18 protein-coding genes and 1 pseudogene are annotated in these 23,616 nt (G+C 74.1%); 9 read left to right on the top strand and 10 right to left on the bottom strand.

Translation table 11 applies throughout. The features are described 5' to 3' along the window. Positions 1-8: 8 nt before the first annotated feature. The 4 genes from ACFP3R_RS11410 to ACFP3R_RS11395 form a co-directional block, all read right to left on the bottom strand. A complete protein-coding gene (locus ACFP3R_RS11410; RefSeq protein WP_380635321.1) occupies positions 9-875 on the bottom strand; it encodes an ABC transporter permease in 867 nt (288 codons plus the stop codon). Further along, a complete protein-coding gene (locus ACFP3R_RS11405; RefSeq protein WP_380635548.1) occupies positions 872-1,714 on the bottom strand; it encodes an ABC transporter ATP-binding protein in 843 nt (280 codons plus the stop codon). The genes ACFP3R_RS11410 and ACFP3R_RS11405 overlap by 4 nt, the downstream gene beginning before the upstream one ends. A gap of 9 nt (positions 1,715-1,723) precedes the next feature. After that, positions 1,724-2,101 carry a GntR family transcriptional regulator gene (locus ACFP3R_RS11400; protein WP_380635320.1) on the bottom strand — a complete coding sequence of 126 codons (378 nt, stop codon included), beginning with the start codon at positions 2,099-2,101 and terminating at the stop codon, positions 1,724-1,726. Between the two features lie 306 nt (positions 2,102-2,407). Further along, the gene (locus tag ACFP3R_RS11395; RefSeq protein ID WP_380635319.1) at positions 2,408-3,988 is read right to left on the bottom strand and encodes a substrate-binding domain-containing protein; all 1,581 of its coding nucleotides are present in this window, start codon (positions 3,986-3,988) and stop codon (positions 2,408-2,410) included. Between the two features lie 47 nt (positions 3,989-4,035). On the opposite strand from ACFP3R_RS11395, the gene ACFP3R_RS11390 reads away from it, so the two are divergent. After that, positions 4,036-5,442, top strand: a complete 1,407-nt coding sequence (locus ACFP3R_RS11390; protein ID WP_380635318.1) for a BNR repeat-containing protein — start codon at positions 4,036-4,038, stop codon at positions 5,440-5,442. Positions 5,443-5,524: 82 nt separating this feature from the next. Here the strand turns inward: ACFP3R_RS11390 and ACFP3R_RS11385 are convergent. After that, positions 5,525-5,890, bottom strand: a pseudogene (locus ACFP3R_RS11385) (transglycosylase SLT domain-containing protein); the annotation flags it as partial. A gap of 1,027 nt (positions 5,891-6,917) precedes the next feature. Here ACFP3R_RS11385 and ACFP3R_RS11380 point away from each other — a divergent pair. From ACFP3R_RS11380 to ACFP3R_RS11345, 8 genes are all read left to right on the top strand, one after another. Beyond that, positions 6,918-8,138 (top strand): oxygenase MpaB family protein, encoded by a 1,221-nt coding sequence (locus ACFP3R_RS11380; protein WP_380635316.1) that lies wholly within the window; start codon positions 6,918-6,920, stop codon positions 8,136-8,138. A 199-nt stretch (positions 8,139-8,337) separates the two neighbouring features. After that, positions 8,338-9,540 (top strand): ROK family transcriptional regulator, encoded by a 1,203-nt coding sequence (locus ACFP3R_RS11375; RefSeq protein WP_380635315.1) that lies wholly within the window; start codon positions 8,338-8,340, stop codon positions 9,538-9,540. Positions 9,541-9,798: 258 nt separating this feature from the next. Beyond that, positions 9,799-11,007: an ROK family protein gene (locus ACFP3R_RS11370; RefSeq protein WP_380635313.1), complete on the top strand. Its 1,209-nt coding sequence runs from the start codon at positions 9,799-9,801 to the stop codon at positions 11,005-11,007. Continuing rightward, positions 11,004-12,623: a sugar ABC transporter ATP-binding protein gene (locus ACFP3R_RS11365; protein ID WP_380635311.1), complete on the top strand. Its 1,620-nt coding sequence runs from the start codon at positions 11,004-11,006 to the stop codon at positions 12,621-12,623. Before ACFP3R_RS11370 ends, ACFP3R_RS11365 begins: the two co-directional genes overlap by 4 nt. A gap of 5 nt (positions 12,624-12,628) precedes the next feature. Beyond that, positions 12,629-13,630, top strand: coding sequence for an ABC transporter permease (locus tag ACFP3R_RS11360; RefSeq protein ID WP_380635545.1), 1,002 nt, complete (start codon positions 12,629-12,631; stop codon positions 13,628-13,630). Positions 13,631-13,680: 50 nt separating this feature from the next. After that, positions 13,681-14,727, top strand: coding sequence for a substrate-binding domain-containing protein (locus ACFP3R_RS11355; protein WP_380635310.1), 1,047 nt, complete (start codon positions 13,681-13,683; stop codon positions 14,725-14,727). Between the two features lie 35 nt (positions 14,728-14,762). Continuing rightward, on the top strand, positions 14,763-15,899 hold the full coding sequence (locus tag ACFP3R_RS11350; RefSeq protein ID WP_380635308.1) for a Gfo/Idh/MocA family protein: 1,137 nt from the start codon (positions 14,763-14,765) through the stop codon (positions 15,897-15,899). Further along, entirely contained in the window at positions 15,896-16,900 is a 1,005-nt protein-coding gene (locus tag ACFP3R_RS11345; protein ID WP_380635306.1) for a sugar phosphate isomerase/epimerase family protein, read from the top strand. Before ACFP3R_RS11350 ends, ACFP3R_RS11345 begins: the two co-directional genes overlap by 4 nt. A gap of 125 nt (positions 16,901-17,025) precedes the next feature. Here ACFP3R_RS11345 and ACFP3R_RS11340 read toward each other — a convergent pair whose 3' ends face one another. The 5 genes from ACFP3R_RS11340 to ACFP3R_RS11320 all read right to left on the bottom strand — a co-directional run. Beyond that, the gene (locus tag ACFP3R_RS11340; protein WP_380635305.1) at positions 17,026-17,442 is read right to left on the bottom strand and encodes a DUF6892 domain-containing protein; all 417 of its coding nucleotides are present in this window, start codon (positions 17,440-17,442) and stop codon (positions 17,026-17,028) included. Positions 17,443-17,542: 100 nt separating this feature from the next. Further along, positions 17,543-18,712: a cytochrome P450 gene (locus ACFP3R_RS11335; protein ID WP_380635304.1), complete on the bottom strand. Its 1,170-nt coding sequence runs from the start codon at positions 18,710-18,712 to the stop codon at positions 17,543-17,545. A gap of 118 nt (positions 18,713-18,830) precedes the next feature. Continuing rightward, positions 18,831-20,714 (bottom strand): hypothetical protein, encoded by a 1,884-nt coding sequence (locus tag ACFP3R_RS11330; protein WP_380635302.1) that lies wholly within the window; start codon positions 20,712-20,714, stop codon positions 18,831-18,833. 19 nt (positions 20,715-20,733) lie between these two features. Next, positions 20,734-21,837, bottom strand: a complete 1,104-nt coding sequence (locus ACFP3R_RS11325) for a VWA domain-containing protein (RefSeq protein WP_380635300.1) — start codon at positions 21,835-21,837, stop codon at positions 20,734-20,736. Next, positions 21,834-23,616 (bottom strand): DUF5682 family protein (locus ACFP3R_RS11320; RefSeq protein ID WP_380635298.1); only part of this gene is annotated, 1,783 nt, incomplete at its 5' end. The genes ACFP3R_RS11320 and ACFP3R_RS11325, both read right to left, overlap by 4 nt.

Raw genomic sequence — 23,616 nt, 5'->3', positions numbered from 1 at the left:
TCGCCCGATCAGCCCAGCCGCAGGCGCTTGTGCAGCGCCCACGCGCCCACGGCGAGCAGCGCCGCGCACAGCGCGGCGAACAGCCCCGCCTCGATCGCCTGGAAGGACCAGAACCGGTCCGCCGGGTGGAAGGCCCACCGCACGGTCAACCCGCGTTCGGCCAGGCACTCCTCGAACCGGCCGACGCACCCCGCGACCCCGGACGGGACCTCGTTGCCGGCGCCGTCGAGGAAGGTCGTGCCCCTGCGCCAGGCGCCCTCCGGCAGCCGCGGCGCCACCTCCGACACGGGCGTCGCGTACGACGGGCGCAGCACGCTCGCCACCACGCCCACCAGCGGCACGTAGGCCACGATCGTCAGCACCATGGCCGCGAGGCCGTTGCGCAGCAGCAGACCCAGCGCCGCGCTCAGGGTGAACGCCAGCGCGGTGTACGCGGCCGGCACCAGGCCCTGCACCTCGAACATCGGGGTGTTCAGGCGGCTGTTGTAGGTCAGGGCGCCCAGCACCTGGTCCGACCACGAGCTGACCAGGCCGAGCACCGTCATCCCCAGCACGACCGGGACCCCGGCCAGCTTCGTCGCCCACCACCGGTTCCGGCTGATCCCCTGGGTCAGGCCGAACACGTGGGTGCCCCGCTCGATCTCGGCGGCGAACAGCGGCGCCCCCGCGAAGGTGCCCATGAGCACCGGCAGCGCCAGCAGGACCAGGCGCTGGTAGTCCACGTACCGCTCGTAGGTCGCCTCGACCAGGGCGGGGTCGTGCGCGATGGCCGCCGCGCCGAAGCGCACCCACGTCATCACCGCCGCGAACGCGACGACGACACCGAGGCACACCAGGATCTGGAGCCGCTGCTGCCGCCAGGCCACCCAGGTCATGCCGCCGCCTCCTTCGGGGATCGCAGGTAGCCCAGCGCCAGTTCCTCCAGCGAGGGCGCGTTGTTGTCCCAGCCGGGCACGTCGCCGGTGCGCGCCAGCACGGTGGCCTGGCGCCCGGTCGCGCGGAACTCGACCACGCCGGGCGGCGGCTCCAGGTCCCGGGAGCCGATCAGCACGCGGTGCCCGGCCAGCAGCTCGTCGACGTCGCCGTGCAGCCGCACCCGCCCGTCGGTCAGCAGCACCAGGTGGTCGCACACGCCGTCCAGGTCGGCGATCACGTGGGACGACAGCAGCACGGTCAGCTCGGTGTCGGCGACCTCGGCGAGCAGCGTCTGCATCACCTCCTGGCGCGCCACGGGGTCGAGGTCGGCCAGCGGCTCGTCGAGCAGCACCAGCCGCGGCCGCCTGCCCAGCGCGAGGGCCAGGGCGACCCGGGTGCGCTGCCCGCCGGACAGGGTGCCGATCCGGGCGTGCGCCGGCACGCCGGCCTCGCGCACCAGCCGGTGCGCGTACTCCCGGTCCCACGTCGGGTTCAGCTCCTCGCCGGCCCGCAGCATCTCCGCGACGGTGAAACCCTTGTACAGCGGCTTGTCCTGCGCGAGGAACGCGAGCCCGGGGTGCGCGCCGCGGTGGGTCGGTTCCTCACCGAGGACGCGGATCGCGCCGCCGGTCGGGCGCAGCAGGCCGGTGGCGATGCGCATGAGGGTGCTCTTGCCCGCGCCGTTCGGGCCGATCAGCGCCGAGATCCGCCCGGCGGGCAGCGTGAACGCGCAGTCGCGCAGCGCCCAGCCGCGCCGGTAGCGCATGGCCAGCGCCCCGGCTTCGAGTGCGGGGGTCAACGTGCTCACTCACTTTCCTCCGTAGTGCTCGTCGAGGCGTGCTGTGACGAGGGCTTCCACGTACTCCCGGTCCAGCCCCTGGGCCTTGGCCCGGCGCACCCAGTCCGCCAGCTCGGCGCCGATCTCGGCGGCGTCCGGCTGCGGCGGGGCCGAGGACACGAAGGTCCCCACGCCGCGCCGGGCCTCCACCAGGCCCTCCCGTTCGAGCTCGCGGTACGCCTTGAGCACGGTGTTCGGGTTGATGGCGGTGGCGGCGACCACCTCCTTGGCGGTCGGCAGCTGGTCGCCCGGTCGCAGCAGTCCCAGGCGCAGGGCGTGCCTGGTCTGGTTGACGAGCTGCTGGTAGGTGGCGACACCGGAGCGCGGGTCGATCCGGAACTCGATCACCCATGACCCTTTCACTAATTAATTAGTGAAAGTAGGTTGGCGTACGGCGGGGTGGCGTGTCAAGGCGGGGGTGGGGGCGCGGTGGGGGTGTGGGGCGTGGGTGGGCCGGGCTGGGCTGGGGCGATGCGGGCTGGGCCGGGCGTGGGCGGGGCGTGGGCTGGCGCGGTGCGGGAGTGGGTGGGGCGCGGTGCTGGGCGGGCGGTGCGGCCGTGCCGTGTGGTGCGGCCGTGCAGTCGTGGGTGCATGGCGCGGCCGTGCGGTTCGGCGCCGGGTCGCGCGGCGTGTACCTCGGGTGGTGCCTGCCGGCTAGGCCGAGTGGTGCCGCGGCGTTCCGCAGGACTCGCGCACGGTCAGGCTGGGCCACAGCGCGACGCGGTGGACCGGCCGGTCCAGCGGGTCGGCCACCCGGGCCAGCGCCAGTTGCGCCGCCAGCGCGCCGAGCCGGTGCTTGCTCGGTCGCACGGCGGTCAGCGGCGGGTCGGCAGCCGCGGCCACCTCGTCGTCGTAGGACACCACCGCCAGCTCGTCCGGCACCGCCGGCCCCCGGTCGCGGGCGCGTTCCACCAGGCCGATGGCCTCGCGGTCGGCGTGCACCAGCAGGGCCCGCACACCCGCGCGCACGCACCCGTCCAGCACGTCGTCGCACACCGCGGGCCAGTCGGCCGACCCGAACGGCGGCACCTCCACCACCGGCGCGGGCCGCAGGTCCAGCGAGGTCACCGCCTCCCGCCACCCGGACCGGATCGCCTCGTGGTGCGGGCTCGGTCGCGACACGACCAAGCCCACTCGCCGGTGGCCCAGGGTCGCCAGGTGCCGCACCGCCAGACCCGCGCCCAGCGCGTGGTCGGTGACCGCGGCGTCCAGGCCGATGGTGGGCAGTTCCGGCGGCGGCACGCGCTCGATCAGCACCACCGGCACGGGCAGCGCGCCCAGCCAGCGCATCAGGTCCACGCCCGCCGGGCCGTCCGTGCTCGGCGCGACCAGCAGCGCCTGCACGCCCCGGTCGAGCAGCGTGATCACCTGCCGCCGGTCCTCCGCCGCGTGGTAGCAGGAGGTGCGCAGCGCCAGGCGACCCCCGCCCGCGCCGACGGCGGCCTGCGCGCCCTGGATGACGGCGGGCCAGTAGTAGTCCTCCGACGGGGCGACCATGCCGACCAGGACGTGCCCCGGCGGGGCCTGGCCCGACGCCTGCCCCGGCAGGACGTGCCCCGAGAGGACGTGCCCCGAAAGGGCCTGCCCTGAGAGCGCCGGGCCGGACAGGCCCTGGCTCGGCAGGGCCTGCCACGTCCGCACGACCGCCTGCGGTTCGCCGTGGCGCGGCATGGTGACCCCGCCGTGCACGCGGGCGACCAGGCCGCGGTCGGCCAGCGCGGTGACGTCCCGGCGCACCGTCACCACCGTGACGCCCAGTTGGTCCACCAGGTCCGCCAGCCGCACCACGCCGTTCGCGCGGACCGCCGCCAGGATCAGGTCACGTCGCTGCGCCGCCAGCCTCATCGTCGGTTCCGATCGACTTTGATCGTTCCTGTTCGGTTCGTTGACCTTGAGTGTGCCACGGGATGGAGTGGGCGACACCACTCCAGCAGGGGGATCGGCGATGACGCTGCACTCTCGACGCACCGTGCCGCGCGCGGTCGCTGTTGGGCCACCCGTGGCGGCCTGTTGGAGTTCCGCCGCCGCGTTCTCGCGTGCCGCCGACGGCCCGCCGCCTGCCGCCAGAAGGGCTGCCTGCTGGGCGACGAGGTCCGCGCGGCGGGCAGGGTGCTGTGGAACTCCGAGCACGGCGACGGCGTCACCACCCGCTGGTCCACGGCCACCCCGGGCTCTGGAAATCGTTGTACCCGGCGGCAGGGCCTGCGGGTGTCGGGCCAGCAGCTGCGGATGCATTTCACGCAGGCAGAGGGGCAGATGATCCGGATGGACGGGGTGGCGGCATGAGGCGGAAATCGTTTTACCAGGGCGCCGTGGTGGCGCTGGTGCTGGCCGCGTCGGTCGGCGGTCCCGGCGCGGCCCACGCCGCCCCTGCGGTGACCCCGCTGTCCGACACGCCGCTGGACCAGTCCGCGCTGTACTTCGTCTCCTACGACGGCCTGGTCAACAACAACGCCTTCCAGGACGGCCTGATCACCCACAACGGCCACCAGTACGCGGCCTGGTACACGGCGAGCCGCAACGCGGTGGTCGCGCGCCGCGCGCTCGGCGGCGCCTGGGAGACCGCTGTACTGCCGCACCGGCTCAGCGCCGACGACTCGCACAACGTGATCTCCCTGGGCGTCTCGCCGCGCGACGGCGTCCTGCACGTGGCCATGGACACCCACAACACCCGCGTGCACTACGCGAAATCGATTTCCGGCCTGGTGTCCAGCCCCGGCGCGCACCGCTGGTCGGCCTCGCTGTTCGGGTCGGTGCAGCGGACCCTGGGCGGGGTCGAGCTGGGCAACATGACCTACCCGCAGTTCGTCGTCACCCCCGAGGGGGTGCTCCAGTTCAGCTACCGGACCGGCGGCTCGGGCAACGGCGTGAACGAACTGGCCGAGTACACCGACGGCGCGTGGCGCAGACTGGGCGCGTGGTCGTCGGCGACCGGCGACTACACCGGTCCCAACGGGGTCGTCTCCACGACCCGCAACATGTACGTGCACGGTCTGACCTACGACCGGCGCGGTCGGCTGCACGTCTCGTTCACCTGGCGCGAGGGCAACGCCGGGGTGCTGTGCAGCTCCGGCGGCCTGACCAACCACGACACCGGCTACGTCTACAGCGACGACCGGGGCCGGACGTGGCGCAACGCCGCGGGGGCGGTGGTCGGCACGACCGGCGGCACCGGCGTCTCGGTCACCTCGCCGGGCCTGGTCGTCGACCCGCTCGACCCCGACCACGGGCTGATGAACCAGGAGGGCCAGGCGGTCGACTCGACCGGCATGCCGCACGTGGTGATCAGCTACGTGCCGGGCCGGTTCACGCAGTGCGTGTCGAACTACGCCCAGCAGCGCGCCCAGTACGGCCGCACCTTCCACGTGTTCCGCAACGCCGGCGGGACGTGGACCAAGCGGGAGGTGCCCGTGCCGCCGGGCAGCACGCAGCGCACCAAGCTGGTGTTCGACCGCGACGACAACGCCTACCTGGTGATGCCGCGCGGCCGGGTCGTCTCGGCGAGCCGGGCCTCCGGCTGGACGGACTGGACCCTGGTGTTCGACCGGCCGTCGATGAACGCCTTCGGCGAGGTCAACGTGGACCTGTCGCGGGTCGCGGTGGACGGCGTGCTGTCGTTCCAGTACCAGCAGCGCTCCAGCGGCACGACCCCGTCGCCGATCCGCGTGGCGGACCTCCGGCTGGGCTGAACCCCTGGCCGGGCCGAACCCCCGGTAGCGGCGCGGTACCGATCGCGCCGTCACCAGAGGGGCGTCGCCAGCCCGGGTGGGGTCAGTAGCCCAGGTAGCCGGAGCCGGCGGCCATGGAGACCAGACCGGGGTGGTTGTGGAAGCCGCCGTAGCGCGCGTAGGTGTAGCGGACGCCGGCGATGATGTTGTCCACCGGGTTGTAGATGTCGTTGTGGCCCGACAGCTTGTACGCCTGGAACGTGGGGTCGATGCACTGCATCAGGCCCTTGGACGGCGTGCCGCGCATGGCGTTGGAGTCCCAGGTGTTGACGGCGTTCGGGTTGCCGTTGGACTCCTTGATGATGATCGTGTAGATCTCGTCGAGGCTGCCCTCGTCGATGGCCGTGCCGTTGGCGGCGAGGATGCCGATGGCCTCGCGGATCCAGCCCTCGACCTGCCGCTGCTTGGGCGGCTTGGCCGCCTCGATCGCCTCCTTGGCCGCCTTCTCCTCAGCCGCCTTGCGGGCCGCGTACCCGTCCTGGGCGAAGGTGCTGGCCTGGTTGAACGCGTGCAGCGCGGTCAGTTGCTCCTGGCGGATGATGCGGGCGGTCTCCGACCCCAGGTTGATCGCGTGGACGGTGTCGACCTTGCCGGTCCGGACGCTGGTGTCCGGCACCACGGCGAACTCCGCACCGCCCGCGACCGGGGTGAACTGCCCGGTCATGGTGGCCGCGGCGGCGCCGGCGCCACCGCCCACGACACCGACGGCCACGGCGACGCCGGCCAGGCGCTTGGGCAGGACCCGCTCAGGCTCGGCCCGGTGCGCGCCCCGGTAACCGGGAGGGGGCGGCAGTGGGACCTGGAACCGGAAGGTGTCCTCGCTGTTGTTCTTTGGTCGCGCGTGCCGAGCCAACGGTGCAGCCTCCTGCGTCGGGGAATTCCGGCACCGGGCCTGGCGGGGGATCCAGGTGGTCGGGGCCCGGTTTTTCGGGGGATTCGGGCCCGTGTCCGTTCGGTGACAGAACCGTGATCTGCGCGCGGAAACGTAACCGCTCGTGATTTCCGGGGGCAAGGACAGATCCGTTATGGGTGACGCGCGTCACGTTACCTAGGGGGTGTCTGTCACTCTCCGTTGAACCGGGGGTTACGGAGGTCTCAGAAAAGCAACGAACAGGGATTCATCCTTTGGAGTCGCAGGCGTCTGAAGACCCCGAGCCGCCGCCCGCCCGCTGACGCGCCTGCCCGGGTCCTGCCCGGTCTGCCGCTCCTCGTGCCGGGCGGGTCCGCCCGTCGTCTCCGGACCGGCTTCACCGCGCTCGACGGCACCGCCATCCGCCCCGTTGCACCCCTCGGGGGGACGCAGGCCGGGACCCGACCGATGCGGACAACCCACGCTGGGTGTCACTCCCGCTCCGCGCTTCACCGGATCGTGTTCTGGTCTCCGGTGCGCACGAAGAGTGAGGTGGTTATCACCTACATGTGAAGGGCGGGTCCCCGTGTTCGACGCAGCCGCTTTCGACGCCCTGAAGTTCCAGGGCGACCCGCTCGCCGACGCGGTCGTGGCCGACCTGGTCGCCACCAACCGCGTGAGCGTGGTGAACGAGGTGCTGGAGCACTTCCGCGCCAACGACCAGCCCATCCCCGAGCAGTTGCCCGACCTGGTGCGGGACTTCCTGGTCGCCACGGACAACCCGCCGGACTGGGTCGACCACGACCGGGTGGCCAGGGCCTACGGGTTCTTCGTGGACGACGGCGTGCACGTCGCCTCGGTGCTCACCTTCGGCGCCATGGTCAACTGCTACGCCCAGCCCCGCGCCTCGCGGGTGCTGACCCTGACCCACGGCCTCAACCAGCCCCACCGGCGGCTGTCGGAGACCTCGCAGTTCGTCATGAACATGATGGGCCGCGACGCCTTCGGCTCGGGCGGGACGTTCGTGCCCACCATCCAGAAGACCCGCCTCATCCACGCCGCCGTCCGGCACTTCCTCACCACGTCCGGCCGCTGGGACGTCGAGGCCGACGGCGTGCCGGTGTGCCAGCAGGACATGGTCGGCGCGCTCCTCATCTTCTCCGTGCAGGTGATCGAGGGGATGCGCCGCATCGGCATCTCCGTCACCGAGGAGGAGGCCGCCGACTACTACTACGTGTGGCGGGTCACCGGCGCGATGCTCGGCATTCCGGTCGAGGCCCTGCCCGAGTCGCTGGAGGAGGCGCGCGAGCTGAGCACGGCGGTGGTCGAGGCCGCCTACGGCCCCTCCCCGGATGGTGTGGTGCTCACCCGTCACCTGCTCGACCTGTACGAGCGGCTGTTCCCGGGCAAGGTCTTCGACGGCGTCGTGGCCGCGATGGTCCGGCAGGTGGTCAACCCCGAGGTCGCGGACTGGATGGAGGTCCCGAACTCGCGCGGCTGGGGGCGGGTGGTCAGCACGGGCGCCCGCCTGGTGCGGGCGCTGGAGCGCTCGGAGGACAACAGCGCCCTGGCCACCGCCATCCTGGACCGCGCGGGCGCGCTCCTGCTCGGCGGCAGCGTCCGCGACCTCACCAACGGCCAGTCCACCACCCTCAGCATCCCGACCGACCTGCACGAGCGGTGGGCGGCGGCCGGCACGTGCCCGGTGCCGGCCCAGGCCGGACCCGCCAGGGTCGACCTCGCCGAGCCCGGACCCGTCCAGCCCGGAGCGGCCTCGGCCGGAGCCGCCCAAGCCGGACCTGCCTAGACCGGTCTGCTCAGGCCGGACCTGCCGGAGCCGGACCTGCCGGAGCCGGACCTGCCCGAGCCGGACCTGACGCCTCCCTCCTCGACGCCGCCGGCCGGGGCCGCGCCGGGGGTGAACCCGATCTGTCGAACCACCCGCCCGGGGTCGGGCCTAGATTGGTGCGGGGGCAACGGGATCGGACTTCGGGCGGGGTAACGCGATGAGCGCGACGGGCAGCGGCAGGCAGCCGCACGTGGTCTCCGGGGAGCAGTCGGAGCTGCTGGCGGTGCTGCGCGACGAGGGCGCGATGTCCAGGGTGGCGCTGGGCGAGCGGCTGGAGCTGCCCCGGGCGAAGCTGACCGGCGAGCTGGCCAGGCTCGTGGACGTCGGCCTGGTCCAGGTCGGCGGTCCGGCGGCCAGTCGGGGCGGGCGGCGTTCCACGCTGGTGCACCTGGCCGACGACCTGCGCGTGCTGGGCGTGGACGTGGGCGCCACCTCGGTGCGGGTCGCGGTCACCGACGGCCGGTGCGAGGTGCTGGAGAGCCGCAGCGAGGAGTGCGACGTGCGGGGCGGGCCGGCGCGGGTGCTCAGCCGCGTGGTCGAGCTCGCCGACGTCGTCTACGCCAAGGCGCCGGGCCGGCTGATCGGCGCGGGCATCGGGCTGCCCGGTCCGGTGAGCTTCCGCGACGGCATGCCCGTGGCGCCGCCGATCATGCCCGGCTGGGACCGCTACCCGGTGCGCGACGAGCTGGCCGGCCGGTGGGGCTGCCCGGTGACGGTCGACAACGACGTCAACGCCATGGCGCTGGGGGAGCGGCACGCGGGCGTGGCCCGGTCGCTTGAGGACCTGATCTTCGTCAAGGTCGGCACGGGCATCGGCTGCGGGATCGTGCTCGGCGGGCGCGTCTACCGGGGGGTGGCGGGCACGGCCGGCGACATCGGGCACATCCGGCTGGACGACTTCGGGCCCGCGTGCGCCTGCGGTGAGGTCGGGTGCCTGGAGGCGTACTTCGGCGGCGCGGCCCTGGCGCGGGACGCGACCACGCTGGCCCGCAGCGGCCGGTCGGTGGCGCTGGCCGCCGCGCTGGGCGGGAAGGGCTCGCTCAACGCCGAGGACGTGGGCGCGGCGGCCGCGGCGGGCGACTTCGCGGCGGCCAACCTGGTCCGCGAGGGCGGCCGGCGGCTGGGGCACGTGGTGGCGTCCCTGGTCAGCTTCCTGAACCCGGGGATGGTGGTGATCGGCGGCGGCGTGTCCCGGCTGGGGCACTCGCTACTGGCCGAGGTGCGCAGCGCGGTCTACCGCCGCTCGCTGCCCCTGGCGACGGGCAACCTGCCCATCGTGCTGTCCGAGCTGGGTGACCTGGCCGGTGTGACCGGCGCCGCGTGGTCCGGCACGGACCGCGCCTTCTCCGCAGCGGGCTGACCCACAGAGATCCGATCTCTCCTCCGTGAAGTCGAGCGGGACTCACGGAACAGCGGCATGTCCGGAATCGGCTGCGCTCGGTGTCGGCACACCCCTCCTTCTGTCATAAATGGACCGACTTTTGCAACGAACTGACAAAAGTCGGCCCGAGTTCTTGTCAGCTCGCCTGCCGAACTGTCAGGATCTGCCGCAACTCACCCGGGAACGTGAGCTGGACCACCTCCTTTGATCGGCTCCCTCGACGAAGTCGGAGACGCGATGCAGGCGCAGACCGAGAGCAGGCGCGAGGCCAACCTCGCCCTCCTCCTGCGCACGCTCCGTGCCCACGGCCCGGTCTCCCGCGCCCAGCTCGCCGCGAGATCGGGTCTTTCGAAGGCGACGCTGTCCCCGCTGCTGGTCGACCTCGACCACCGGGGCCTCACCCAGACCGCGGGCACCACGACCACCCAGGGCCGTCCCGGCGGCCTGGTCCGGCTCCGCCCCGGCGCGGCCTGCGGCATCGGCCTCGACATCCGTCCGGGCAGCCTGGGCGCGACCGTCACCGACCTGACCGGCGAGGTCCACCTGCGCCGCCGGCGGGCCTGCGACACCACCGTCCCCGAGCACGCCCTCGACCAGCTGGCCGACCTGACCCGCCGGGCCCTGGACGACGTCGCGCGGGCCGGCTGGACGGGCGTCACCGTCGCCGTGCCCGGTCGCGCCGACCACCGCGCCGGCACGGTCACCGCCACCCCGCTGCGCTGGCGCGGGGTGGCCGTGGTCGACGGGCTCGCCGCCCGCACCGGCCTGCCGATCGACCGCCTGGACGTGGACAACGAGGCCCACCTCGCCGCCCGCGCCGAGCACGACGCCGACCCCGTCGACGACCTCGTCTACCTCAACGGCGACCACGAGGTGGAGGCGGGCGTGATCACCAACGGCGCCCTGGTGCGGGGCGCGGACAACCGCGCCGGCGGGATCGGGCACATGGTCCTGGACCACTTCGGCCCCCACTGCGGCTGCGGCAAGCGCGGCTGCTGGAACACCAGGGTGGGCCTCGACGCGTTCCTGCACGCCTGCGCGCCCCGGCACGACCAGGTGCACGACCCGCACCTGTCCCGGGGCGAGCGCATGTGCATCCTGCGCACCCGCGCCGAACGCGGCGACGCGCGCACGGTCGACGCCCTGCACCGCACGGCCGAGCACCTGGCCACCGGCCTGTCCGTGCTGACCGCGCTGCTCAACCCGAGGCGCATCGTGCTCGGCGGCTACTTCGCCGCCCTCCAGGACTGGCTGGTCGTGCCGCAGCGCCAGGAGGGCACCTCGATCACCGCGTCCACGTTCGGCTTCACCGCCGGCGCGCGCGGTGCGGCGCTGGCGGCGCTGCGGCGCGTGCTCGACGACCCGACCCTGGTGCCGGTGAGGGAAAACGATTTACCGCACGGCGCGGACCAGGAAGGCACCCGACAGGAAGGCACCCCCGCATGACGTTGCTCAGGATGACGGGCATCGGCAAGACCTTCCCCGGCGTGCGCGCGCTGGACGGCGTGGACCTGGAGGTCGCCGAGGGCGAGGTGCACTGCCTGCTCGGCCAGAACGGCGCGGGCAAGTCGACGCTGATCAAGGTGCTGGCGGGGGCCCACCAGCCCGACCAGGGCGAGATCACCTGGCGCGGCCGGCCCACCACCCTGTCGTCGCCGGTGGCCGCGCTGCGGCTCGGCGTGGCGACCATGTACCAGGAACTGGACCTGGTGCCGGGCATCTCGGTGGCGGAAAACGTTCTACTCGGCCACGAACCCAACCGGTTCGGCTTCACCAGCGGCCGCGCGGCGCGGCAGCGGACCCGCGCGCTCATGGCCCGCCTCGGCCACCCCGAGATCGACCCCGACCGCGAGGTGGGCTCGCTCTCGGCCGCCGGGCAGCAGCTGGTGTCCATGGCCCGCGCGCTGGCCCACGACGCCCGGCTGATCGTGATGGACGAGCCCACCGCCGCGCTGGCCGCCGACGAGGTGGACAACCTCTTCCGCATCGTCGCCGAGCTGACCGCCGACGGCGTGGCCGTGCTCTACATCTCCCACCGGCTGGAGGAGATCCGCCGCATCGGCAGCCGCGTCACCGTGCTCAAGGACGGCCGCACGGTCGCCGCCGGCCTGCCCGCCGACACCCCGACCTCCGAGCTGGTCGACGTGATGTCGGGCCGCGCGGTGGACACCGTTTTCCCGCACCGCGACGTGTCCACAGTGGACGTCACCCGCGAGGTGCTCACCGTCGAGGGGCTGACCCGCGCCGGCGAGTTCCGCGACGTCACCTTCCACGTCCACGCGGGCGAGGTGCTGGGCATCGCGGGCCTGGTCGGCGCGGGCCGCAGCGAGATCCTGGAAACCGTTTTCGGCGCCCGCAAACCCGACGCGGGCGTGGTCAGGGTCGACGGCAGGCCGGTGAAACCGGGCAGCGTGCCCGCCGCCGTGCGCGCGGGCATCGGGCTGGCCCCGGAGGAGCGCAAGGCCCAGGGCCTGCTGCTGGACCTGAGCGTGGCGCACAACGTCACCCTCTCCAGCCTCCCCGCCTACAGCACCGCCGGTTTCGTCGACCGCGACCGGGAGCTGCGCGACTCGCGCGCCACCCTGGAGCGCCTCGACCTGCGCCCCGCCGACCCCCGGCGGCTGGTGGCCGAGTTCTCCGGCGGCAACCAGCAGAAGGCGGTGGTGGCGCGCTGGCTGGTCCGGGGCTGCCGGGTGCTGCTGCTGGACGAGCCGACGCGCGGCGTCGACGTGGGCGCGCGCGCCGAGCTGTACCGGGTGATCCACGAGCTGGCCGCCGCCGGGGTGGCCGTCGTGCTCGTCTCCAGCGAGGTCGCCGAGGTGCTCGGCCTGGCCGACCGGGTGCTGGTGCTGCGCGACGGCGAGGTGGTCGCGGACCGGCCCGCCGGCGAGCTCACCGAGTCGGCCGTGCTGGACATCGTGCTGGCGGGCAGCGCCGTCACCGAGCGGGACATCACCGAGCGGGACGCCACCGAGCGGGACGTTCCCGAGAGCTTCCCCGCCGGGAGAACCCCCACCGACAAGACCCTCACCGAGAAGGCCGTGACCGAGGAGGTCCAGTGACCGAACTGAGGGTCCTCGACCCGAAATCCGCCCCGCCCCGGGAGCAGCCGCCCCGCCGGCGCGCCCTGGACCTGCGGCTCACCGGCCTGCTGGGCGTACTGGTGGTGCTGTGCGCCGTCGGGTACGCCACCCGCCCGGACAGCTTCCTGACCGAGGCCAACATCTCCACCATGCTGCGCCTGGCCGCGGCCATCGGCGTGGTCAGCGTCGGCATGACGTTCGTGATCATCAGCGGCGGCATCGACCTGTCGGTCGGGTCGATCGTGGCGCTGTCGAGCGTGTGGATGACCACCGTCGCCACCCAGTCCTACGGGCCCGTGGTGATGGTGCTGTGCGCGCTGCTCGTCGGCCTGGGCTGCGGCCTGGTCAACGGCCTGCTCATCTCCTACGGGAAGATAGTGCCGTTCATCGCCACCCTGGCCATGTACGCCTCCGCCAAGGGCCTGGCCGAACGCCTGTCCGGCCGCCGCACGCAGGTGATCACCGAGACCGGGTTCAGCACGTTCTTCCGCGGCGACCTGCTCGGCGTGCCGGTGCTGATCTGGCTGCTCGCCGCGGTGTTCGCGATCGGCTGGGTCGTGCTCAACCGCACCACGTTCGGTCGCCGCACGTTCGCCGTCGGCGGCAACGCCGAGGCCGCGCGCCTGGCGGGCATCGACGTCAAGCGGCACACCGCGCTCGTGTACGGCATCGCGGGCCTGTGCTGCGGCATCGCCGCCCTCATGGTCGTCGCCCGCACCACCTCCGGCGCGTCCACCAACGGCATGTTCTACGAGCTGGACGCCATCGCCGCGGTCGTCATCGGCGGCACCCTGCTCACCGGCGGCCGCGGCTCGCTGATCGGCACCCTCATCGGCGTCCTCATCTTCACCGTCCTGGGCAACATCTTCACCCAGAACAACCTCGACACCGACATCCAGAACATCGCCAAGGGCGTGATCATCGTCGCCGCGGTGCTCCTCCAGCGCACCACCGCCGCACGTCGCCGAGGCACGCGCACCACCTAGCCGCACCACCCCGTCCGGAAACACCCGACACCTCGCCCGGGAGTACCACCATGCCCTCACTCGACCGCCGCCGCTTCCTCTGGGGCACCACCGCCGTCGGCACCGCCGCCCTCCTGTCGGGCTGCACCTCCAACCAGTCCGGCAACACCGCGCCCGACGCCGTCGCCGCCGGGTCCGGCCAGAACGCCCAGCCGGGCAAGGCGGTGACCATCGGCTTCTCCGCGCCCGCCGCCGACCACGGCTGGATGGCCGCCATGACCAAGAACGCGCGGGCCCAGGCGGAGCGGTTCTCCGACGTGACCTTCAAGGCCACCGAGGGCACCAACGACGTCAACCAGCAGATCAGCCAGGTCGAGACGCTGATCAACGACAAGGTCGACGTGCTGGTCGTGCTGCCCTTCGACGGCAAGGCCCTCACCGAGGTCGGCCGCGAGGCCATGGACGCGGGCATCCCGGTCATCAACGTCGACCGCGTCTTCGACACCCCGCTCGCCTACCGGACCTGGATCGGCGGCGACAACTACCGCATGGGCGTCAACGCGGGCGAGTTCATCGCCGCGCAGATGAAGGCCAAGAACATCGGCAGCCCGATCATCGGCGAGGTCGCCGGCATCGACTCCCTGCCGCTGACCCAGGAGCGCAGCCGCGGCTTCAAGGACGCCCTGGCCCGCAGCGGCTTCCAGGTCGGCCCGCGCGTGTCCGCCCAGTTCACCTCCGAGTCCGGCGAGCAGCAGACGGCCAACCTGCTCCAGTCCGCGAGCAAGCTCGACGCGCTGTGGAACCACGACGACGACCAGGGCATCGGCGTCATGGCCGCCGTCGACAGCGCCGGCCGCACCGAGTTCGTCATGGTCGGCGGCGCCGGCTCGCGCAACATGATGGACCTGATCAAGGCCGACAGCGGCGTGATGAAGGCGACCGTGCTCTACAGCCCGTCGATGGCGTCCTCGGCGATCGCGCTGGCCCGCCTGCTCGGCCAGACCAAGGGTATCGGCGACCTCGCGGAGCACGACATCCCCGCGTCCATCACCACCTACTCCGCCGTGGTGACCAAGGAGAACGTCGACCAGTACCTGGACGTCGGCTTCGACTCCTGATCCTTTCACCCCTGCTGTCGCGGAAAGGCTGCTCGATGACGGAAGAGATCGGCGTGGGCATGGTCGGCCACGCGTTCATGGGCGCGGTGCACTCGCACGCCTGGCGCAACGTCCACCGCTTCTTCGACGTGCCCCTCGCGCCGAAGCTGGCCGCGGTCGGCGGGCGGGACGCGGTGCGCACCAAGGAGGCCGCCACCCGGTACGGCTGGGCCGCCGCCGAGACCGACTGGCGCGCGCTCGTCGACCGCGACGACGTCCACCTCGTCGACATCTGCACGCCCGGTGACACGCACGCCGAGATCGCGCTCGCCGCGCTGGCCGCTGGCAAGCACGTGCTGTGCGAGAAGCCGCTGGCCAACACGGTCGAGGAAGCCGAGGCGATGACCGCCGCCGCCGAGGAGGCCGCCCGCCGCGGCGTCCGCTCGATGGTGGCGTTCAACTACCGGCGCGTGCCCGCCATCGCCCTGGCCCGCAAACTCGTGGCGGACGGGGTCGTCGGCGACGTCCGGCACGTGCGCGCGGTCTACCTCCAGGACTGGCTGTCCGACCCCGAGGCGCCGATGACCTGGCGGCTGCGGCGGGAGAAGGCCGGTTCCGGCGCGCTGGGCGACCTCGGCGCCCACATCGTCGACGCCGCCCAGTTCGTCACCGGCTCGCTGATCACCGGGGTGAGCGCGACGCTGGAGACGTTCGTGCCCGAGCGCCCCGACGGCGACGGGCGCGCCGCCGTGACCGTCGACGACGCGGCGGTGTTCCTGGCGCGCTTCTCCTCCGGCGCCCTCGGGACGTTCGAGGCCACCCGGTACGCCCTGGGCCGCAAGAACGCCATGCGGCTGGAGGTCAACGGCAGCCGCGGCAGCCTGGCGTTCGACTTCGAGGCCATGAACGAGCTGTCGGTGTTCCAGTCCGACGGCCCGGACGCCGGGTTCCGCCGGGTCCTGGTCACCGAACCCGACCACCCGTACGTGGGGGCGTGGTGGCCGCCCGGCCACCTCCTCGGCTACGAGCACACGTTCACGCACGAGGCGGCCGACTTCCTGACCGCCATCGGCGAGGGCACCGACCCCGCGCCCAGCTTCGCCGACGGCCTGCGCGTGCAGCGGGTGCTGGCCGCGGTGGAGGAGAGCGCCGGGAGCCGATCCACGTGGACCACGATTGGAGAACCCCGATGAGCCGACCGGTCACGCTGTTCACCGGCCAGTGGGCCGACCTGCCGTTCGAGGAGGTGTGCCGGCTCGCCGCGGGCTGGGGCTACGACGGCCTGGAGATCGCCTGCTCCGGCGACCACTTCGAGGTGGACAAGGCGCTGGCGGACGACGACTACGTGACCGCCAAGCGCGCGGTGCTGGAGAAGCACGGCCTCCAGGTGTGGACGATCTCCAACCACCTCGTCGGGCAGGCCGTCTGCGACGACCCGATCGACTTCCGGCACCAGGCGATCCTGCCCGCGCGCGTCTGGGGCGACGGCGAGCCCGAGGGCGTGCGGCAGCGGGCGGCGGCCGAGATGGCCGACACCGCCCGCGCGGCCGCCCGCCTGGGCGTCGACACCGTCGTCGGCTTCACCGGGTCGAAGACGTGGAAGTACGTGGCGATGTTCCCGCCGGTGCCGCAGTCGGTGATCGACGAGGGGTACACCGATTTCGCCCGGCGCTGGAACCCGATCTTCGACGTCTTCGACGAGGTGGGTGTCCGGTTCGCGCACGAGGTCCACCCGTCGGAGATCGCCTACGACTACTGGACGACCAAGCGGGCGCTGGAGGCGGTCGACCACCGCCCCGCGTTCGGCCTGAACTGGGACCCGTCGCACTTCATCTGGCAGGACCTCGACCCGGTCGGCTTCATCCTCGACTTCGCCGACCGCATCTACCACGTGGACTGCAAGGACACCAAGAAGCGCTTCGACGGCCGCAACGGCAGGCTCGGCTCGCACCTGGCGTGGGCCGACCCGAGGCGCGGCTGGGACTTCGTCTCGACCGGCCACGGCGACGTGCCGTGGGAGGACTGCTTCCGGGCGTTGAACGCGATCGGGTACCGGGGGCCGGTGTCGGTGGAGTGGGAGGACGCGGGGATGGACCGGTTGCGCGGGGCGGAGGAGGCGGTCGGCTTCATCCGCCGGCACCTGTTCGACCCGCCGGCCGCGTCCTTCGACGCCGCGTTCAGCACGGAGAAGTAGGCGGGGTGCGGCGTCCCGCCCCGGTGGTGGGGCGGGACGCCGCGCCGTGGTCGACGTCGCGTCCGCCCGGCACGGGGCCGCGGCGGGGCGGCACGGCGAGGTTCCCGGTGCGGTGGCGGCCGGTGTCAGAGCCAGTCCGCCTCGATCCCGCGGGCGCGCAGCGCCTCCAGCGCCTCCTCGTCGCCCGTGTAGAACAGGGTCATCGACTTCAGGTTGGGGAAGTGCCGCAGGTCGGCGAACTCGTCGACGTCGAACAGCCCGTCCTCGCCGTCCCAGTTCGGCGCGATCTCCAGGTAGATCTCGTTGCCGCCGTCCATCCCGATCCCGGTGACCTTCTCCGCGAGCTCGACGGGGACGTCGAGCGCCTCGAAGTAGGCCAGCGCCTCGGGCACCGGTCCGACGCTCCCGTCGTCGTAGGTGAAGCCCTGCTCGGCGGCGTGCTCGCGCAGGTCGAACCTCGGCAAGAGGCCCTGGTCGTACATCAGCTCCTGGACGACGGCGAGCTTGAAGTTGGTGTCGGCGAACGGGATCGACTGGCTCATGCCCGAACCATATAGGCGGCGGATGATACCGCCACCCGGTGCCCGGATCGAGCCGCCGGGTCGTGGCGAGCACGGGGACGGTCCGGGTCGGCGGGGCGGGTCACCAGGTCACCGGCAGCGACCGCAGGCCGTAGATCGGGGCGTCGAACCGGAACGCGACCTCCTCGAACGGCACGGCCAGGCGCAGGTCCGGCAGCGCGGTCACCAGCGCGCGCAGCGCGACCCGCATCTCCAGCCGCGCCAGCAGGTGACCGATGCACTGGTGCACCCCGCTGCCGAACGCCAGGTGGGACTTCGCCGACCGCCGCAGGTCGAGCCGGTCCGGGTCGGGGAACTCGGCGGGGTCGCGGTTCGCGGCGAACAGGGAGGCGATGACGCCCTCGCCCTCCCGCACCGGGCAGTCGCCCACCCGCGCGTCGCCCGCCACGGCCCGCACCACGCCGTGGTGCACGGGGCTCAGGTAGCGCAGCAGCTCCTCCACCGCGTCGTCCACCAGGTCGGGGTCGGCTGCCAGCGCCTCCCACTGCGCGCGGTCCCGCAGGAGCGCCAGCACGGACAGCGCGATCGAGTTCGCCGTGGTCTCGTGCCCGCCGACCAGCAGCAGCACGGTCATGCCGACCGCTTCCCCGACGGTCAGCGACGGGTCCGCCACCAGCCGGCCGACCAGGTCGTCACCCGGCGCCGCGCGCCGGGTCCGGATCAGGTCCTCCAGGTAGGCGTGCAGTTCGTCCAGCGCGGTCCGCACCTGGTCGGCGGTCAGCGACCGGTTCAGGTGGGCGCGGCTGCGGGTGGAGAAGAACTCCTGGTCCTCGACCGGCACGCCGAGCAGCAGGCAGATCACGTCCGACGGCACCGGCAACGCGAACCCGGCCACCAGGTCGGCGGGGCGCGGGCCGGCGAGCAGCGCGTCCAGGCGCTCGCGCGTGATCCGCTCCACGTGCGGGCGCAGTTCGTTCATCCGCCGCACGGTGAACTCGCCGGTCAGCATCTTCCGGTACCGGGTGTGCTCGGGCGGGTCGGTGACCAGGAAGCTGCCCGGCGCGGCCTTCCGGTCCACCACGGGCCGCAGCTGGGGGAACCCCGGCCGGGCGGGGTCGGAGCTGAACCGCTCGTGGTCGCGCAGGACCGCGCGCACGTCGTCGTACCGGGTGACCAGCAGGGCTTCCTGCCCGTGCCGCAGCGACACCGGGCACACCGGCGCGGTGGCGCGGAGCGCGGCGAACTCGTCGGGCGGGTCGAACCCCGGGCGACGCGGAATCGGGTAGTCCACGGGGATCGACCTTAGCCGCGTGCGGGGACCGCGGGCGGGACCGGGCCGGGGGCAGGTTCGGTGGCGGTGGGGTTCGGTGGCGTTCGGGTCCAGGGCTCGGGTTCAGCGGTGGCCCGGTTCAGCGGCGTTCGGCGGTCACCACCAGCCGCAGGTGGGCGCGGTGCCAGGTGTCCGGCGTCGGCTCGTCGGCGAACGCGGCCACCAGGTCGCCCGCGGTCGTCAGGCCGAGGCGGCGCAGGTCGTCCGCCGCGCCGCGGGCACGGTCTAGCAGGGGCGGCGGCAGGTGGCGCAGGCCCCGGTGGGCGGCCTCGGCGCACAGCGACAGCGCACCGTCCACAACGGACGTCAGCGGGTCCGGCGCGGGGGCGTCGCCCGGTGCCATCGCGGTGGTGCCGGTGGCCAGGTCCGGCACGACCAGGCCGTCCGGGGTGAGCACCGCGATCGGGTCGACCACCAGGCCGCCGCGGGACCGGCGGACCTCGCCGCTCACGTGTGTGGCCACCGGCAGGGCGCGGGCCAGGGCGTCCAGGGCCGCGGGGCAGTGGGCGCGGTGCGTCGCGGACACCGCGGCGGTGGCGCCCGAGGCGTCGAGGACCACGGCGTCGAGCCGCTGCGCGCCGGGGTGGTAGGCGATCCGCCCGACCGCGGCGATCCGCACCACCCGCACCAGCTCGGCGGCCACCCGGGGGCGGACCACGCGGGGCGGCAACTCGTCCCACTCGCGCCCCGCCGCCGCGTAGTCGTGGACCACGAGTTCGTCGGGCAGCGCCTCCCACGCGCCGCCGAGCGGGGTGATCGACGTGCTCGACGCGCGGCCCGAGATCCGCACCAGGCGGCCCGCGCTGCGGCTCCCGGACTCCGACACCACGTTCGAGGCCGCAAGGTCGGCCAGGGACGTGCCGCGCACCCGCCGCGCGGCCAGGTCGTGGCCCATCGGGCGCCCGTCCTCGCCGGCCGGCCACCGGTGCCGCAGCACCAGCACCGTGCCGCCGTCGGCGAAGAACACCTCGGCGGTGCGGTCCTCGGCCGTCGCGCGGACGCGGCAGCCCAGGGACGTCAGCCGGACCCGGCGCAGCGGGGTCTCGGCGGGCTCCTCCGCGCCGAGCACCTGCGAGCGCGGGCCGGTGGCCCGGTCGCGGGCGTGCAGCTCGGTGACCAGGTCGGCCACCCGCGCCGGGTCGTGGTGCGCGCTGCGCCCCCGGTACGCCCGCAGCTGGTCGGCCAGCTCCCCGACGGCCAGCGCGGGCCAGTGCAGGCGGGCCGCGGCCAGGTCCGCTCGGGCCCGCTCCAGGGCCGCCTCGAACACCGGGCCGGCGGTGGCCGCGCCGTCGCGCAGCAGCGCGGCGACCAGCTCCGGCACCGGTCCGAGGCCGGGACCGCCGGTCTCGGCCGGGGGCCCGCCCACGTCGAGCCGCACGACGTCGTCGACGAGTCCTCGCTCGTCGGCCTCGCGGAACGCCCACACCGCGAGCACCGCCCACTGGTCGCGCGCGGCGGCCGCGGCGTCGGTGTGGGTGTAGCCCAGTTCGCCGGGCACCAGGAACCGCACCGTGCACGACGGCAGCTCGGCCGTCGCCACCGGGTCGGCCCCGGTGGGGCGGCGCAGCCGCACGGGCACGCCCGACCCGCGCAGCCTGCGGGCCGCGGCCAGCACCCGCTCGCCCAGCAGCTCGCGCAACCGGTCGTCGGTGATGTCGCCCGGCGACCACGGGGCGAACTCCGCCGCACCCTCGTGCTCCCGCTGGTAGGCCAGCACGACCGCCACCCGGTGCCGGCACACGCCCGTCGCCCCGCACGTGCAGCCCGCCCGCTCCAGCCCGGCGCCCGGCGGCAGCGTCGCCACCACGCCGTCGGCGAACCGGCCCGCCACGGTGTCGCCGTCGACCTCCAGCACCGGTCCCGCGCCCGCGTCCAGCTCCTTGGCCGCCCGCTTCACCAGGCCCCGGTTGGCGAGGGCGGCCAGCGCGTCGGCGCTCAGCGACAGCAGGTCCGCGCGCGTCACGCCGGCTCCCCGAGCCCCATCAGCCCATCCTCTCCGCGACGAACTCGGCCAGCTGCCCCGGCGTCATCGCGCCCACGTGCGCGCCCGCGTCCGCCCACCGCTGCGCCAGGTCGCGGTCGTAAGCGGGGTTCGCGTCCTCGTCCAGCGCCGCCAGGCCCAGCACCCGCGTGCCCTGCTCGACCAGGCCGCGCACGGTCCGCACGAGCCGGTCGGCGTCGCCGCCCTCGTAGAAGTCGGTGACGACCGCGACGATCGCCCGCCGCGGGTTGTCCACCAGGCCGGCGGCGTAGTCGACCGCGCGGGCGATGTCCGTGCCACCGCCCAGCTGCACCTTCATCAGCAGCTCCACCGGGTCGGCCACGTCGGACGTCAGGTCGACCACCTCGGTGTCGAACGCGACCAGGTGCGTCTTGAGCCCCGGCAGCCCCCACAGGCACGACGCGGTGACCGCCGAGTGGATCACCGACCCGGCCATCGAGCCCGACTGGTCCACCACGAGCACCAGCTGCCACCGGTCGACGTGCCGCCGCGTGCGCGAGGTGAACCGGGGCCGCTCGATCAGCAGCCGCTCGTGCTCGGGCTGGTAGTGGGCGAGGTTGGCGCGGACCGTGCCGCGGAAGTCGAAGTCCCGGGCGAGCGTGAGGTTGCTCGGCCGCCGCGACCGGGTGCCGGTGAACGACCGCCGCACCTCCGTGGCCAGCCTGCGCACGAGCTCCCGCACCACCGCCTCCACGATGCGTCGGGCCAGGGCGAGCACCTCGGGGTTCATCAGGTGCTTGGTCCGCAGCACCGCGCGCAGCAGCGCCGCGTTCGGCTCGATCCGCTCCAGCACCGCCGGGTCGGTCACCACCTCGGTGATGTCGTAGCGCTCGACCGCGTCCCGCTCCAGCCGCTCCACGGTCTCCTTCGGGAACAGCCGGTGCACGTCGTCGAGCCAGTCCACGGTGGTGAGCACCGAGCCGCCCGTGCCACCGGTGCGCACCCCCCGCTCGGCCAGGTCGGGATCGCGCCCGTAGAGCCACTCCAGCGCCGCGTCCCGCCGCGCCGCCTCCTCGGACAGCGGGCCGCCCACCCGCGACGCGGGCTCCCCGAGGATCAACCGCCACCGCTCCAGGTCGCTCACGACAGGCCCTCCCGCACGAGCACCCGGTCCACCTTCTCCTCCAGCGCCCGCGCCTCCGCGACCAGCAGCGGGTCCGCGGGCGTCCGCAGCAGCGCCCGCGCCGACCCCCGCGCGCCGCGCCGGGCGAGCAGCGCCGCCGCGATCGCCTCCCGCTCGGCGGGCGGGAAGTGCGCGAACGCCTGCCGCAGCGCCGGGAGCGCCACCAGGAAGTCCTGTTCGGACAGTTCGCCGACGACCTCGTCCAGCACGCCGACCACGGCCCCGTCGGCGACGACCTCCTGCCGGGCCAGCGCGAACAGCCCCGTCAGCCAGTCACCGAGGACGGTCGGGGCGGCCATGCCGCGCACCACGCCGGCGACGCCCGCGGGCTCCGCACCGCCGCCCAGCGACCAGGCGAACCCGAGGGCCGCGCCACGCAGGTCCGGTGGCGCGTCGGGGGCCGCCGCCACGCGCCGCGCCACGTCCACCGCCCGCGCCCGGTCCGCGCTCAGCACGTCCGCCGCGTGCGCGAGGGCGTCGCGGGCCCCGACGAGCGCCCGCAGCCGACCGGGCTCGGCGGGCGCCGGACCGCCGCGCAGCCCCTCCACCAGCCACAGCACCCGGTCCACCGCCGCGTCCAGCACGGCGGCCAGCGCCGGGCTGCCCGCCGTGCCCAGCAGCCGGTCGTGCCGCCACAGGCCCAGCACGTCGGTCAGCACCCCGCCCAGCGGGTCGAGCGAGCCCGCCGCGGCCACGCCCCGCGCCAGGGCGTCGGTGACCCGGCCCGACAGCTCGTCGACGCCGCACAGCGCCGCGTCGAACAGCACCCCGGCCAGGCCGGTCACGTCCGCGCCCGGCACCCGGTCGCGCAGCACCGCGCCGGCGGCCTCGACCGGGGTCGCCCCGTGCGCCGCGGCCTCCACCAGGGCGGACTGCCGGTCGTCGTCCGGGGTGGGGTCCCAGCGCTCGGCGGCGACGGCGGTCGTCCCGCCGGACGGCCCGGAGCGGCGGCGGAAACCCGGCACGCCGAGCACGCGCAGCCGGTGCAGGACCCGGCTGCGCTCCAGGTCGAGCGGGTCGGTCAGGTCGAGGTCGAGCCGTTCGCGCCCGTCGAGGCCGAGGCGGGCCAGTTCCGCCGCCACCTCCGCGACCAGCGGTGGCGCCGGGGTCGCCGGGTGCAGCCTGCCCACCCGGTCGCCGCTGAGCGCCGCCACGACCTCGACCACGGCGGGGTGGGTGCCGGGGGCCAGGGGACCGCGCACCGACCACGGCGGCGGTTGCGGCAGGTCCTCCGACACCAGGGCGCTGACCAGGCCGTCGAGGACGTCGACCCGGGCCGGGTGCTCGTGGCCGCGCAGCCTGGCCAGGCCCTCGGCCTGCACGCGGGCGGCGATCAGGTCGGCGGTCGACACCGGTTGCCGCCGCGCCCGCAGCCGCGTCACGACCGACTCGACCAGGGCGGTGGCCGCGGCTTCCGGGCCGTCGGTCCACAGCCGGTGGTAGTAGCCGGGGGACGGCATCCCCGACTCGTAGCCGGTGAAGGCGTCCAGCCGCCGGTGCGAGTACGGGACCAGGTAGCTGGCTCCGATCGAGCCCGGCGGGGGCGCGGGCACCTCGGGCCGGTGGGGGAGGTCGGCCGAGGTCGGGGGTGGGGTGCCGGGTGCGGTGGGGTCGGGTGCAATGGGGGCGGAGGTGGTGGGGTCGGGTGCGGTGAGGTTGGGCGCGGTGAGGTTGGGCGCGGTGAGGTTGGGCGCGGTGAGGTTGGGCGCGGTGAGGTTGGGCGCGGTGAGGTTGGGCGCG

It is taken from the genome of Saccharothrix lopnurensis (assembly GCF_042658445.1).
In the GTDB taxonomy this organism is placed as follows: Bacteria; Actinomycetota; Actinomycetes; order Mycobacteriales; family Pseudonocardiaceae; genus Actinosynnema; species Actinosynnema lopnurensis.
This window is presented reverse-complemented; position numbering and strand designations above follow the sequence as displayed.